Source organism: Yersinia fenwicki (genome assembly GCF_043099325.1).
Lineage (GTDB): Bacteria > Pseudomonadota > Gammaproteobacteria > Enterobacterales > Enterobacteriaceae > Yersinia.
This window is the reverse complement of record NZ_CP170755.1, coordinates 3,453,699-3,467,717: the sequence shown is the minus strand read 5'-3', so window position 1 is coordinate 3,467,717 and position 14,019 is coordinate 3,453,699. Positions and strand designations below refer to the sequence as shown.

The following is a 14,019-nucleotide window of genomic DNA, read 5'->3' as shown; positions in this document are numbered from 1 at the left end:
ATGTGAATAATGAACAGTAAATTATACAAACTTATTTTCTGCCGGCGGTTGGGATGCTTAATTGCTGTGGGAGAGTTTACCCGAACTTACGGTCGATCATTTTCGTCTTTCGGCAAAAAAATTATTAATGAGAGTCATACTAAGGTTGGAGAATTACGTCACCTGGCTATTCTGACGGGATTAGTACTCGGCACATCGTCTCTACTGGTATTTGCCCATCCCCCTTTACCGGTCAAGGGCAATATTGTGTTTGGTCAAGGGGGGATGAGTGTTAATAACACCACTCTTACCGTCATTCAGCAAAGCGAGAAGTTGGCGATCAATTGGGACAGTTTTGATATTGCGCAGGGAAACAGCGTTATTTATAACCAGCCAGGACAGCAGAGTATTGCGCTGAACCGGGTGCTCGGCCGTGATACATCACAAATATATGGCAACTTGAAAGCTAATGGTCAGGTCTTTTTACTTAATCCGAATGGCATTCTATTTGGTAAAGGTGCGCAAGTTAATGTCGGTGGCTTAATTGCCAGTACTAAATCAATGTCTAATCATGACTTTACTCGCGGGAACTATACGCTGACCAGCCAAATACAAGAAGGTAAATTGGTTAATCAGGCCAATTTGCGCACCACGGCAGGTGGCTATATCGCATTGATTGGTCAGCAGGTTGATAATCAGCCATCTGGTATTATCAATGCTCCGCAAGGGAAAGCGGCATTAGCGAGTGGCAGTCGTGTCATCCTTAATTTGGATCGCGGTAACTTACTCGGGGTGCAAGTCCAAGGTGAACAGGTCAATACTTTGCTACAAAATGGTGGATTGATTCGGGCTGATGGCGGGGTTATTCAACTGACTGCGCAAGGTAAAGATATGTTGATGAATACCGTGATTGATAATACCGGTATTTTGCAGGCGCGTGGTTTATCAGAAAAAAATGGTGTTATTTATCTCGATGGCGGCAATGAGGGCGTGGTGAGTCAGCAGGGGATGATTAATGCCAACAGCCAGCAGGGGCGTGGCGGGAATGTTATCTTGGTTGGTGAAAATATACATTTGGCTGCTGCGAGCAAAATTGATGCGAGTGGGGACGAGAGCGGGGGTAAAGTACTGGTCGGTGGCAGCTGGCAGGGCAAGAATAAGCTGATAAAGAATGCTCGTTCGGTTGTGATGGACAAAGGTGCCGATATAGATGTTTCCTCAACAAATCAAGGCGCTGGTGGCACCGCAGTTTTGTGGTCTGAACATTACACCGCTTTCTATGGTGATATTCATGCTCGAGGTGGGCCACTGTCAGGTGATGGTGGTCAAGTTGAAACATCCAGTCAGCGCAATTTACAGTCTTTTGGTCGGGTTGATGCCAGTGCGATTGTGGGCAACATGGGTGGTTGGTTGCTCGATCCGGCAGAGGTCAATATTGTTGGTAGTGGTGCTGAAAGCGGAGTATCGGTTCAGGTAGCTGATATCCCTGTCGGGTATGCGAAGAATGCGCAGATTTTCACACCAATGGTCAATATTACGCAAATATTGAACAGTAGTATCAATGCACAACTCGATAAAGACACCAATGTCACGATTACCACCAGAAATGGCAGTTTAACGAATTGTCGCTGGTGTAATATTACTCTGCAAGCTGATATTAATAAAACAGCGGGTGGCGATGCTACGCTAACTTTACAAGCTGACGGTAATATTGTTAGTAGTGGCCATAATATTACGGCGACTACGGGGAAACTGAATCTTAATTTATTATCTGGAGCATCGATCGTAGATTCGACTATTACATTGAATAATAGTGATGTGTTATTAAATGGTGGGGATTTACTGATGAAACACGCCAATAAAAATAATACAGCGCGCATCAGTATTATGGGAGGTCGGTATCAGGTCGGAAATCTAACACTGGAAGGTAATACCGGGGTGGCATCTCAAGTTGGCGTCAATATTAGTAATGCTGCTAATATTTCCGTGGTAGGTGAAACTCGCATAACCGGTGAAAGTAGCAATGCTAATCAGCAAGGGTGGCGGGGTATTGATATATCCGGTGATTCAGTTTTCACTGGAAAGGGTAATATGTCATTTACGATGAAATCTAATTCTAAAAGTTCGTGGATGGGAACATTCACTAATGCAACTATCGCTGGCGATAAAAATATTACCTTTCAAGCCAAGGCTAATGGTACTACGTCAGGAGGAGTTGATTTTACTAATGGAAGCCTTGTTTCTAAGTCTGGCAATATTTCATTTGATATCAATGGCAAAATTATCACTCAGACTAGTTTTGGACTGCGGATTCAAGGTTCACAAGTTAGTGGTAATAATGTCAATGTTGAAATAAATTCCACTGGAGCTAATGGTTTCTTACTCAGCGATAGTTATGTTACGGCGACCGTAGGTAATATTAATGCCAATGCAACCTCAACGAATAGAGGTATTATTATCAGGCAAAATACAACCTTAAGTGCACAAAATGAACTTATATTAGCAGCTAAAAGCAGTACCGAAAATGAAGCCATTATAGTGCAAGGGTTATCAGATGAATCACGTAGTTACTTAGTTGCACAAGGTAACATCAGCTTAAAAGGTAGCAATAGCACAGGTTTAAACCCGCGTTCAGTCGTTAATCTAACGAATGTTAGTCTGACATCAGTTGGGAAGGATATTGATATTAATGGGGCATCAGTTGATGATGGAAATATTTATTTTAATAATGTCGGTCTTAATGCCGAGTTGGGGAATGTTGCGGTTTATGGTGAAGCGCTATCAGCTGCCACAAACTCTGTATTAAGTCTGGGAGGGAATAACAGCATCAAAGCCCTAAATGGCGCACTTATTGGCTACGCGATTAATACGAATCAAGGTGCGGGCACTCTATTTAGAGCCAATAGCAGCTTATTTGTTGAAGGGAATATTGCTATCCAAGGTGTGAGCGGTGGCACCGGTACAACTCGTAATGGTATTGCGTTTTATGGTACTAATACACTTAATATTGCCAAGGGCAGCCAGTTATCTCTGCTCGGTGAAAATACACATTCGGAAATTACTGCTGACGGAAATGGCATCAGCTATCTAAGCCCTGAAACGTTAACTATTAATAATAATGGCTCTTTAAAAATGGAAGGGCGTTCAACCAGTAGTGCCGGTATTAACTTTCCTATTAGTAATAATTCTTTTGTATTAAATGGTGAAGGTGATTCGCTAATTAAAGGTAGCAGTGTTGTTGGTAGTGGGGTGGCTATTTCTGGAGTGGTTAATAATAGTAGCGGCATTGTCACGATTGAAGGAACCAGTACTGATGGCTCTGGGGTTCACTTGTTCAGTGCTGAGCACCAAATTAATCGTATTAATGTGACTGGTAGTTCAATCCAAGCTGAAGGCCTACGCATCAGCGGCAATGCCACCATCACTGATACTGCATTGACCGGTAAATCAATGAATGGCAGTGGCATCAAAGTTGATTCATTGCCTGGTACTGGTGTCATCACCCATGTCGTACTTGATAATGCTGCGCTCAATGGTAGCAGTACTCATGCCGTAGGGGTGGAGACAACCAGTGATATAAACGGTATTCATCAGAGTATTATTAACGGCACCACTGAAGGTATCGGTTATGGCATTGATATTATTCAAAACTTACATGTTACAGGTACCAGTGAAGCGGATTTACTCACTTTACAAGGAGTCGCGACGACTGGAAATAGTACTGGGATAAAACTTAATGGCAATAACGATTTAAGCAATACCAGTTTAAAGGGGTCAACTGTTGATGGTATCGCTTTAGATATTTCCGGTTCATTGACTAATCGTGGCCACACCCGACTAAACGGTATCGCTTCAGGTGGCGGTGTGGGGGTGCAGATTAATGGGGTACTCAGCCACGGTGTCGTCAACGGAACTTCAGCCAGCGGGGTAGGCGTGCAGGCCACTGGCTCGCTGGATGATAGCTACGTTACTGGTATTTCTGCCAGCGGTAGCGGGGTTAAAGTTGACGCTGAAACTGTTCTTAACAACACCATGCTTAAAGGTACCAGCACTGATGGTATTGGTGTGGAAATCACTGCCAATCTATCAGGTAATTACGGTAGCTCAGTGCAAGGTGATGTAACCGACGGCACCGGGGTGATGATTGATAGGGATACCTTCCTTGCGGGGAGTGGCACGGACGATCTGTTGGTTATCAAGGGTAATGCGACCGGAGACCAAAGTCGCGGTATCCAGCTTAATGGCAATAATATATTTGATAACATCACCTTAGCCGGTATTGCCACCGATGGCGTGGGTATTGATATCGACGGCCCGCTGACCAACAAAGGTAATAGCATGCTTGATGGCAAAGCCACGGACGGCGACGGCGTGCAACTGAATGGCGCTATTGCGGGGGGCAGGGTAAACGGCACTTCAGAGCTCGGCTCTGGTATATATGTTGATGGCGACAGTGTACTTGATAATGCCACGCTGAGCGGTAACAGCCCGGATGGCAAGGGCATACAAATCGCAGCCAATCTGACCGGCAATCATGGTAGCGCGATACGCGGCGAGGCTATCGACGGCACTGGGGTGGATGTCGGCCCCAATGCCACGCTTACTGGTGGTAGAGCCGACGATCTGCTGGCGGTCACCGGTGATGCCAACGGCTATACCGGCACTGGTGTGCAGATCTATGGTAATAACACCCTCGATAACACCACATTAGCGGGCAACGCTAGCGATGGTCATGGTGTAAAGATAACCGGCTCCGTGTCCAACACCGGTAATACGACGATTAATGGTAATACCGCTGGTGATGGTCATGGCGTTCATATTGATGGCTCAATGAATGGCGGCTCAATGAATGGCTATTCAGTGAATAATCACGGTATTTTCCTCAATGATTATGCAGCGATTAATGATATTGCGCTGGGTGGGAATACTGGCTCAGGCAAGCCACTGATATTGATATCCCTACCGGAAAATATTGGTAGCAATGTCACTATCAATGGCAAACCGGTTGATAAAAGTAGCGTTAGCGGTAGAACCAGACCTGAACCGACTCAGACCACAACCCCGAGGCCTATCCCAACTCTGCTATCTGAGGGGAAAACACTATCAAAGCAGATAACGCCGCCTCAGGAAGAAAGTAAACTCGGCTCATTACTCATAAAGCGAAGCCAGATCCTGAGCTCCCTCGACGAACAAATATTACCGCCGCCTATCGTGACTGAATTTGAGAGAGATATTGCGGCCAGTATCCGTGTTGCAGTTTGTATTCCTGAGAGTGTTACTACCGATAGCGAGCCTTGCGATACGCATATTTTAGGTAAGTGGAGGCCCCTGTCTGAGATCTCGGCTCAGGAGTAGCGGGCTTGTTAGCTCGCTAAATTTACTCGGAAAGTCGTGATATCAAAGTGACAAGGAGAGCTGATAATGGCGGATAAAACGATTGAGGTATTACAAGAGGTAGATAATTCGACAGCTTTTTCATTGCCTTATTTCGAATTTTTAGTGTGTGGGCGGCGTTATGAAGACGCGGGGCGATTACTGATATTAATGCTGGAGCAACTGGATACTCAATATGGTCGCTGGGATGTTTTTTCGCTTAAGCAACATTCGATACAACAGCAGGAACATTATTGTAATCGGCTCGCGGCAGCTATTGGTAACTTATTTTCCGATCCTGGATTTGTGTTATCTGAAAAAGGATTCTTACAACTTATTGATTTCCATCGTTGGATTGCATTAATTTTCGCCGCGTCCCCATTTGGTCATGCCGACCATGTTATTACTAATCTTAACCAGGTCGGTGAGGGATGTGCTCATCCTCTTCGCTTTGAGCAGAATAGTTTTCTTAAATTCTGTGTCATGTATTTACCGGAATCGGGTATTCCTCTACAGCCCGATATATTATGGCAATTTAACTCCACTGCAGCGGCAGCCTTATTTCTGGCTTTATTGTCCCCGCGAATTTTACCCAGCGCAGTGGGGCACGCAAAGCGTGAGCTTTTATTGGGATGGTTACCGGAACGGTTATTGACACTCGATAGCCTTGAACACCTACCAGAACGTATCTTGCATGATGTTTATATGCATTGCAGCTATGCTGATATCGCTGAAAAACATGCCATCAAACGCAGTATTAATTCGCACTTGCGCAAAGCACTATTGCGCAATGGCCTATCTGATAATCACTTATCACCGCCATCACGCGATAAGCCATTGATGCTGGTTATTCTTGAATGGTTTAACAGCGGGCATTCTATCTATCGCACTCATTCCAGTACGTTACGGGCGGCGCGCGAGCAATTTTCTACTCATGGTGTCACTATTATTGATGCAACCGACGCAATAACCCAGGCTGTATTTGATGACTTTACTGAGGTTAATCGAGTGAGGGCGGTCGAGGCCATTGTGGCATTAACGCAACAGTTACTTCCCGATGTGATCTATTTCCCCAGTGTTGGGATGTTCCCGCTGACCATTGCACTCACTAATCTGCGCTTGGCTCCGCTGCAAGTGATGGCCTTGGGACATCCTGCGACCACTCATTCTGATTATATTGATGCAGTTTTAGTGGAGGAGGATTATTTAGGTGATATTGCGTGTTTCTCAGAAAAGGTCATCCCATTACCTAAAGATTGCCTGCCCTACGTGCCGCCCGCCAATATTAGCCAGCCGGAACCCATATTATATTTTGCTGAGCGGCCAGCTATACATATTGCCGTTTGTGCTTCTGCCATGAAAATTAACCCTCGCTTTTTAGCCACGTGTGCTGAAATCGCTCGGCAAGCATCCACACCGATAGTATTTCATTTTCTGGTGGGGTTTTGTTGGGGGATTACCCATCGGGTGATGGAAAAAGCCGTTAATGAGATTCTTCCTCAAGCCAGAGTTTATGAGCATTTGGGGTATCTGGATTACTTACAGGTTATTAATCAGTGCGACCTGTTTATTAATCCATTTCCCTTTGGTAATACTAATGGGATTGTTGATACCGTGCGCCAGGGTTTACCCGGTGTGTGCCTAAGTGGAATCGAAGTTCATGAGCATATCGATGAGGGGTTATTTCGTCGTTTGGGGTTAGATGAAGAGTTAATCGCGCATGATTTGGCAGAATATATCGCGGTAACAGTACGGCTAATTTCGGATAAAGAGTGGCGTCAGAGTTTACGCCAACGTCTGTTACAGATTCAGCCTGATAATGTGTTGTTTACCGGAAAACCTGAGCAGTTCGGATTGATTGTTCGTGGCTTGCTGGCAGATAAAAAAAGCCTCCGGTAAGGGAGGCTTTGGTATAGAGAGTTAGACACTCACTTCAATGAGATTAGACCGTTATGCCGCTTCAGTTTGTCGCTGTTTCGCCGGCTGTTTTGCCAAGGGTTTGGTCGCCAGTGCATTCGCTTCGAACTCATCGACATTAATAGAGCGCAGGCGGCTATGCTCTGCTTGGGTCAGTATTGCGGCTTCCTCGGCATTGATTTTTCCTTCAGCCAGCGCGCGTTTAGCAAGCTTATCCAGTCGGGTAAATGGCAAGCTCTTGCCCGCTTCTTTACTCAGGCGCTTATGAATCGGCTCTGCTGCAATGACATCCTGCAATGCCGCTTCCAGTAAACCAACCGGGTTAAATTCGCTCGGTGTCAGATATTGACCACGACCAATACGGCTGCGGGTGGCTGACGGTATTTGCAACAGTTGCGCCAACTGGTGATCCAGGCGGTCTGATGGGGCCTGATGAGTGCGCCCAAATGGGAAGATAACAAACCGCATTAACCCGGCAATAAAGCCATTAGGGAAGTTACGCAGTAAATCATCCAGCGCTTGCTCTGCCTGATTCAGCGCATCTTGTACCCCCCAATGTACCAGTGGCAGATCTTCTTTTTGGCGGCCCTCATCTTCAAAGCGTTTCAAAGTGGCCGAGGCCAGATACATTTGGCTAAGAATATCCCCCAAACGGGCAGAAATTCGTTCGCGACGTTTCAGACTCCCCCCTAGCACACCCATCGAGACATCAGACAATAAAGCCAGATTGGCGCTCAAGCGGTTCAGATGCTGATAATAACGACGAGTACTGTCCTTAGTCGGCGTAGCGCTGGTACGGCCATTGGTCAACCCCAGCCAGAAACTGCGGACTTTGTTGCTACCTACATGGCCCAAGTGGCCGAATAGCGCTTTATCAAAAGCGGCAACATCATTCGATTGCGCAGCCGCCATTTCATCCAGAACAAACGGATGGCAGCGGATCGCGCCCTGGCCGAAGATAATCATACTGCGGGTCAGGATATTCGCGCCTTCCACGGTGATACCAATGGGAGCCCCTTGATAGCTACGAGCAATAAAGTTGGCAGGACCAAGGCAGATACCTTTACCCCCGGCGATATCCATCGCATCCATCACCGCGCGTTGACCACGATGTGTACAGTGATACTTAACAATGGCAGATAACACCGCCGGTTTCTCACCCAGCATAATGCCGCTGGTAATCAAGGTGGCTGCGGCATCCATAACATAGGCGTTACCGGCAATGCGTGCCAAAGGCTCTTCAATTCCTTCCATTTTACCGATTGAGATTTTGAACTGACGGCGAATATAAGCATAAGCGCCGATACCCATCGCCACGCTTTTCAAGCTACCAGTGGCATTGGAAGGCAAGGTAATACCGCGCCCCACAGATAGACATTCCACCAGCATCCGCCAGCCCTGACCGGCCATTGTTGGCCCGCCAATAATGTAATCGATCGGTACAAAGATATCGTTACCGCGGGTTGGGCCATTTTGGAATGGCACGTTCAGCGGGAAGTGGCGATGGCCAATTTCTACCCCGGGAGTGTTGGTTGGGATAAGCGCACAGGTAATCCCTAAATCCACCGTTTCGCCCAGCAGATGCTCAGGGTCAGACAGTTTGAATGCCAGCCCGAGGACGGTGGCGATGGGGGCGAGGGTAATATAGCGTTTGTTCCAGGTCAGGCGCATGCCCAGTACCTGCTTGCCTTGCCATTCCCCCATACAAACCGTGCCGCTATCCGGAATGGCACCAGCATCTGAGCCAGCTTCCGGACTGGTCAGAGCGAAACAAGGAATTTCGTCACCGCGTGCCAATCCCGGCAAGTAATGATTCTTTTGCTCTTCAGTTCCGTAGTGTTGCAGTAACTCTCCGGGGCCGAGGGAGTTGGGTACGCCGACGGTGATAGCCAATATGCCAGACACACCGGACAGTTTTTGCAGTACCCGTGCCTGAGCATAGGCTGAGAACTCAAGGCCGCCGTACTCTTTCTTAATGATCATCGCGAAAAAGCGATTCTCTTTCAGATAGGCCCACAGCTCTGGCGGCAGGTCAGCCAACTCATGGGTAATTTGGAAATCATTAGCCATACGACAGGCTTCTTCAACTGGCCCATCAATAAATGCTTGTTCTTCTGCGGTTAATTGCGGTTTTGGATAGTTGTGCAATTTCTTCCAGTCTGGTTGGCCCTGGAATAAATCGCCTTCCCACCAAGTGGTTCCGGCATCAATCGCTTCTTTTTCAGTACGCGACATGGCTGGCATGACTTTACGGAACATGCGCAGTGCCGGTGCTGAAAACAGGGATTGGCGCAGTGGTGTGAGTGTCAGAGGCAGCAGAACAATCACCAGTGGCAGTAACGCCCAGTATGACCATAACTGTGCCGCACCCATCGCTGCGGTATAAACCACAAGAATCAAACTACTGAGGTACAGGTTCACCCGGTGATAGAACAGCACACCAATAAGAACCAGCAAGGCAACAATGCTTAGAACCATCATAATGAAGCTCCTGAGATGTAGGAGGTCTGACCTGTTGAGTGATACATTTGTTGTAGTTCATCTCATTATATTTATCAATACCATTACATGTTATTTACAACTCATCTCACAAATTGGCAGCACTAACCGCTAAAACTGTTTTGGCTAATTCAAAACCGTACTGGCTAACTCATCACAGTGCTTCTCGCAGTTTATGCTATCCGGTACACTGACTGAGGAAGAATAATGATGCCATAGGACTATAAAGAGGCTCCCATGTACCACGATTTAATCCGCAGTGAACTGAATGAAGCAGCAGACACACTGGCAAACTTTTTGAAAGATGATGACAATATCAATGCTATTCAGCGCGCAGCCGTATTATTGGCTGATTCTTTTAAAGCGGGTGGTAAAGTATTGTCATGCGGTAATGGCGGTTCCCATTGTGATGCCATGCATTTTGCAGAAGAACTGACCGGCCGTTACCGCGAAAATCGCCCAGGTTATCCGGCAATTGCTATTTCAGATGTCAGCCATATCTCTTGTGTCAGTAACGATTTTGGTTATGACTACATTTTCTCGCGTTATGTTGAAGCGGTAGGCCGTGAAGGGGATGTGTTGTTAGGTATTTCCACTTCGGGTAATTCAGGTAATATCATTAAAGCCATTGAAGCCGCGCGTGCTAAAGGCATGAAAGTCATCACTCTAACAGGTAAAGATGGCGGCAAAATGGCGGGTTCTGCGGATATCGAAATTCGAGTTCCTCATTTCGGCTATGCAGACCGTATTCAGGAAATACATATTAAAGTGATTCACATCTTGATTCAGTTGATTGAAAAAGAGATGGTAAAAGCTTGATGTGTCGGGGTGATCAACGATAGTCGTTTTTTCGTTGGTCACCTTGAGATTGAAAAGGGTTCGGCTATTGAAGCCATATTTAGCTGCTCGGAGGAATATATGTGCGAACTGCTCGGGATGAGCGCAAATGTTCCGACGGATATTTGCTTTAGCTTTACCGGCCTGGTGCAACGGGGCGGGGGAACTGGCCCACATAAAGATGGCTGGGGGATTACCTTTTATGAAGGTAATGGCTGCCGCACGTTTAAGGATCCTCAACCCAGTTTTAATTCACCGATCGCCCGATTGGTACAAGATTATCCGATAAAATCCTGTGCGGTAGTTTCCCATATCCGTCAGGCAAACCGTGGCGAAGTGGCATTAGAAAATACTCATCCCTTTACCCGTGAAATGTGGGGGCGAAACTGGACTTATGCCCATAACGGCCAACTTAAAGGTTATCGCCAATTGGATACCGGAACATTCCGGCCTATCGGTCAAACAGACAGTGAATATGCTTTCTGCTGGCTGCTGAATCAACTGGCAAAACGCTACCCGCGCACACCGAGTAATTGGCCCGCCGTATTTCGTTATATTGGCACCCTATGTGAGCAATTACGCGCCAAAGGGGTGTTTAATATGTTGCTCTCGGATGGACGTTTTGTGATGGCGTTTTGTTCAACTAACTTATATTGGATAACCCGTCGTGCGCCTTTCGGCAAAGCGACTTTGCTGGATAGGGATGTTGAAATTGATTTTCAACGCCAAACCACACCTAAAGATGTGGTTACGGTGATCGCGACTCAGCCTCTAACCGGTAATGAAACCTGGCACAAAATTGCACCAGGTGAGTTTGCATTATTCTGTTTTGGCGAGCGTATTTGATTTCGTCAGCGCATCTGATTTTGTCATCGCATACTGTGATGTCGGTGTACTGGAAGTCGGCGGGCGGCTAAGCACATACTGCCCGTTGATGACAGAAACTGAGGGCGGCATGTGGTTCTTGGCAAAATACTCATAACCCGGCTGCAATTGACGCCAGAAGTTATAATCCGAAGAGTTACGGTGACGTTGCATATTTTGTTCAGTCATGCGGAAGGGATAGATACTGATATCCACTTTCTCCTGACCAAAGATAAATGCGGTTTGCACGTAGTTAAATATCTCGTCCATATAGGCATCAGTCATTGCATAACAGCCGATTGATTTGCAAGCTCCATGGATCATCAGATATTTCCCTGAATAACCTTGCGACTTATCATAATCATTTGGGAAGCCAATATTGATAGCCCGATAAAACTTACTGTCGGGTTTTAAATGGCGCATATCAATAGTGTAAAAACCTTCCGGACTCTTAAAATCCCCTTCACGGCGTTTTGGGCCAAGGCCACCTGAGAATTCACAGATACGGTAGCTTTGCACCAAACGATACTCACCTTGTAACCTGGCATATAATTCCAGAGTACGTTCTTCTTTGAAGATTTGAATATAGACCGATGACCCTAGTAATTGCTGTTTTAGCTCTTTGGATACCGCCACAGGCTCACTGGCTGAGCTGGTGAAGGAGACCGCAGGCAAACAAATTATCATCGCAAACATTATCGTCACGAGTGACGTCGCGATTTTGCCCATTCTTATTCCTACTTATATTTATAGATGCCACTGACTTTCTCATTTATAGGCGCAGATTATCAGTCAGAAAATTTTTAGCAATATATGTTTTGTATAAAATAAATACAAAATCGTTAAAGGTGAATTAACAACACGATTTTACCGAATATATACAAAATTTAGCAGTAAATTATTTGTGTTTGCTTGACTCAAGTCACTGCATTTGTCGGACAGTGCTGGATAGCAAATGCTAAAATTGCACTCCACGGATGAATGGCCCAATTAATCGCCACTCTCATTATTTTTGCTGCGACAACATTGAGTATCGATATTTGCAATAATTTCTGAGACTCATTTAGTTAGTATTGATGTTCGTCTAAATCGACTCAGTATTAAAGCGCCGTTTAGCTGAATCATGAAAGTAACTTCTCTTTGTGTAGCTGTACTTTGGGTCAGGTACAGCATTTGATATAACTAATAAAGTAGTTCAACTCTATGATTAAAATAAAGAAAGGGTTAGATATCCCCATCGCTGGAGCACCTGCACAAATAATAGAAGAAGGGCCAGCAATTCATCATGTTGCTTTGCTCGGTGAAGAGTATGTCGGGATGCGTCCCTCAATGTTGGTTCAAGAAGGCGATTGGGTAAAAAAAGGGCAGGCGCTATTTGAAGATAAAAAGAATCCAGGTGTGATGTTTACCGCCCCTGCCAGTGGCAAAGTCAGTGCCATCAATCGTGGTGAGCGGCGGGTTCTGCAATCTGTGGTGATTGAAATTGACGGGGACGAGCAAGTTCCGTTTGAATATTATGAAGAAGCTTCTCTCAACCAACTGAGTGATGAACAAGTGCAGCGCCACTTGCTGGCATCGGGTTTATGGACAGCTCTCCGTACCCGCCCTTTTAGCAAAACCCCTGCTCCTAATAGTCGCCCGCGGGCCATTTTTGTTAGTGCCATGGATACCCAACCGCTGGCTGCCGACCCGCAAGTGATAATTGCGGCCGAGTTTGATGCATTCAACCATGGTTTAACTATATTGGCCCGTCTGACCGAGGGAAAAGTGCATGTTTGTCATGCGCCGGGGCAGGCCGTTGCCAGCTATCAGAACGCACAGGTGACTTACAATGAGTTTTCCGGCCCGCATCCTGCTGGTTTGGTAGGAACTCATATCCATTTCCTTGAGCCGGTCAGTCTGAATAAAACTGTATGGCATGTGGGCTATCAGGATGTGATTGCTATCGGAAAATTATTTACTCATGGTGAGTTGTGGACTGATCGTATCGTCGCATTGGCTGGGCCGCAGGTACAGCAGCCGGTTTTACTACGAACTCGCCTCGGGGCCAATTTATCTGAACTGACTGCCGGTCGACTGAAAGAGGGGGATAACCGCATTATCTCCGGTTCCGTGCTCAGCGGTACTGCTTTCTCCGCTACTCATGGCTATCTCGGGCGTTTTCATCAACAAGTGTCTGTCATCCGCGAAGGGCGAGAAAAAGAGCTATTCGGTTGGGTGATGCCGGGGCGTGATAAATATTCGATGACTCGCACTACATTGGGTCATTTCTTCAAGCACAAGTTGTTTGCTTTCTCCACTGATTTGCATGGTGGTGAGCGCGCAATGGTGCCTATTGGTAACTATGAACGCGTTATGCCACTGGATATTTTGGCTACTCATTTGCTGCGTGATCTGTTATCTGGCGATACCGACAGCGCCGCTGCGCTCGGATGCCTGGAATTGGATGAAGAAGATTTGGCTCTGTGTACATTTGTCTGTCCCGGTAAGTATGAATATGGGCCGGTATTGCGCGACATTCTGACCAAGATTGAGCAGGAAGGATAACCG

General features: G+C 46.4%; 7 protein-coding genes. 5 read left to right on the top strand and 2 right to left on the bottom strand.

Going from position 1 to position 14,019, the window contains the following annotated elements; all coding sequences use genetic code 11:
• Nucleotides 1-9: 9 nt before the first annotated feature.
• Both ACF3VQ_RS15795 and ACF3VQ_RS15790 read left to right on the top strand, forming a co-directional pair.
• Nucleotides 10-5,334 (top strand): filamentous hemagglutinin N-terminal domain-containing protein, encoded by a 5,325-nt coding sequence (locus tag ACF3VQ_RS15795; RefSeq protein ID WP_392432095.1) that lies wholly within the window; start codon nucleotides 10-12, stop codon nucleotides 5,332-5,334.
• A gap of 66 nt (nucleotides 5,335-5,400) precedes the next feature.
• Complete coding sequence (locus ACF3VQ_RS15790; protein WP_392432094.1) at nucleotides 5,401-7,251, top strand: glycosyltransferase; 1,851 nt, start codon at nucleotides 5,401-5,403, stop codon at nucleotides 7,249-7,251.
• A gap of 51 nt (nucleotides 7,252-7,302) precedes the next feature.
• Here the strand turns inward: ACF3VQ_RS15790 and fadE are convergent, their stop codons facing one another.
• The gene (gene fadE / locus ACF3VQ_RS15785) at nucleotides 7,303-9,750 is read right to left on the bottom strand and encodes an acyl-CoA dehydrogenase FadE (RefSeq protein WP_392432093.1); all 2,448 of its coding nucleotides are present in this window, start codon (nucleotides 9,748-9,750) and stop codon (nucleotides 7,303-7,305) included.
• 255 nt (nucleotides 9,751-10,005) lie between these two features.
• Between fadE and lpcA the strand changes: the two genes are divergently transcribed.
• Both lpcA and ACF3VQ_RS15775 read left to right on the top strand, forming a co-directional pair.
• Nucleotides 10,006-10,587 (top strand): D-sedoheptulose 7-phosphate isomerase, encoded by a 582-nt coding sequence (gene lpcA / locus ACF3VQ_RS15780; protein ID WP_005167499.1) that lies wholly within the window; start codon nucleotides 10,006-10,008, stop codon nucleotides 10,585-10,587.
• A gap of 99 nt (nucleotides 10,588-10,686) precedes the next feature.
• Complete coding sequence (locus ACF3VQ_RS15775) at nucleotides 10,687-11,451, top strand: class II glutamine amidotransferase (protein ID WP_005160484.1); 765 nt, start codon at nucleotides 10,687-10,689, stop codon at nucleotides 11,449-11,451.
• Here ACF3VQ_RS15775 and dpaA read toward each other — a convergent pair.
• Nucleotides 11,425-12,198: a peptidoglycan meso-diaminopimelic acid protein amidase gene (dpaA, locus tag ACF3VQ_RS15770; protein ID WP_392432092.1), complete on the bottom strand. Its 774-nt coding sequence runs from the start codon at nucleotides 12,196-12,198 to the stop codon at nucleotides 11,425-11,427. The two genes, ACF3VQ_RS15775 and dpaA, sit on opposite strands and share 27 nt — an antisense overlap.
• A gap of 474 nt (nucleotides 12,199-12,672) precedes the next feature.
• Between dpaA and ACF3VQ_RS15765 the strand changes: the two genes are divergently transcribed.
• Nucleotides 12,673-14,016 (top strand): Na(+)-translocating NADH-quinone reductase subunit A, encoded by a 1,344-nt coding sequence (locus tag ACF3VQ_RS15765; protein WP_392432091.1) that lies wholly within the window; start codon nucleotides 12,673-12,675, stop codon nucleotides 14,014-14,016.
• Nucleotides 14,017-14,019 lie beyond the last annotated feature (3 nt).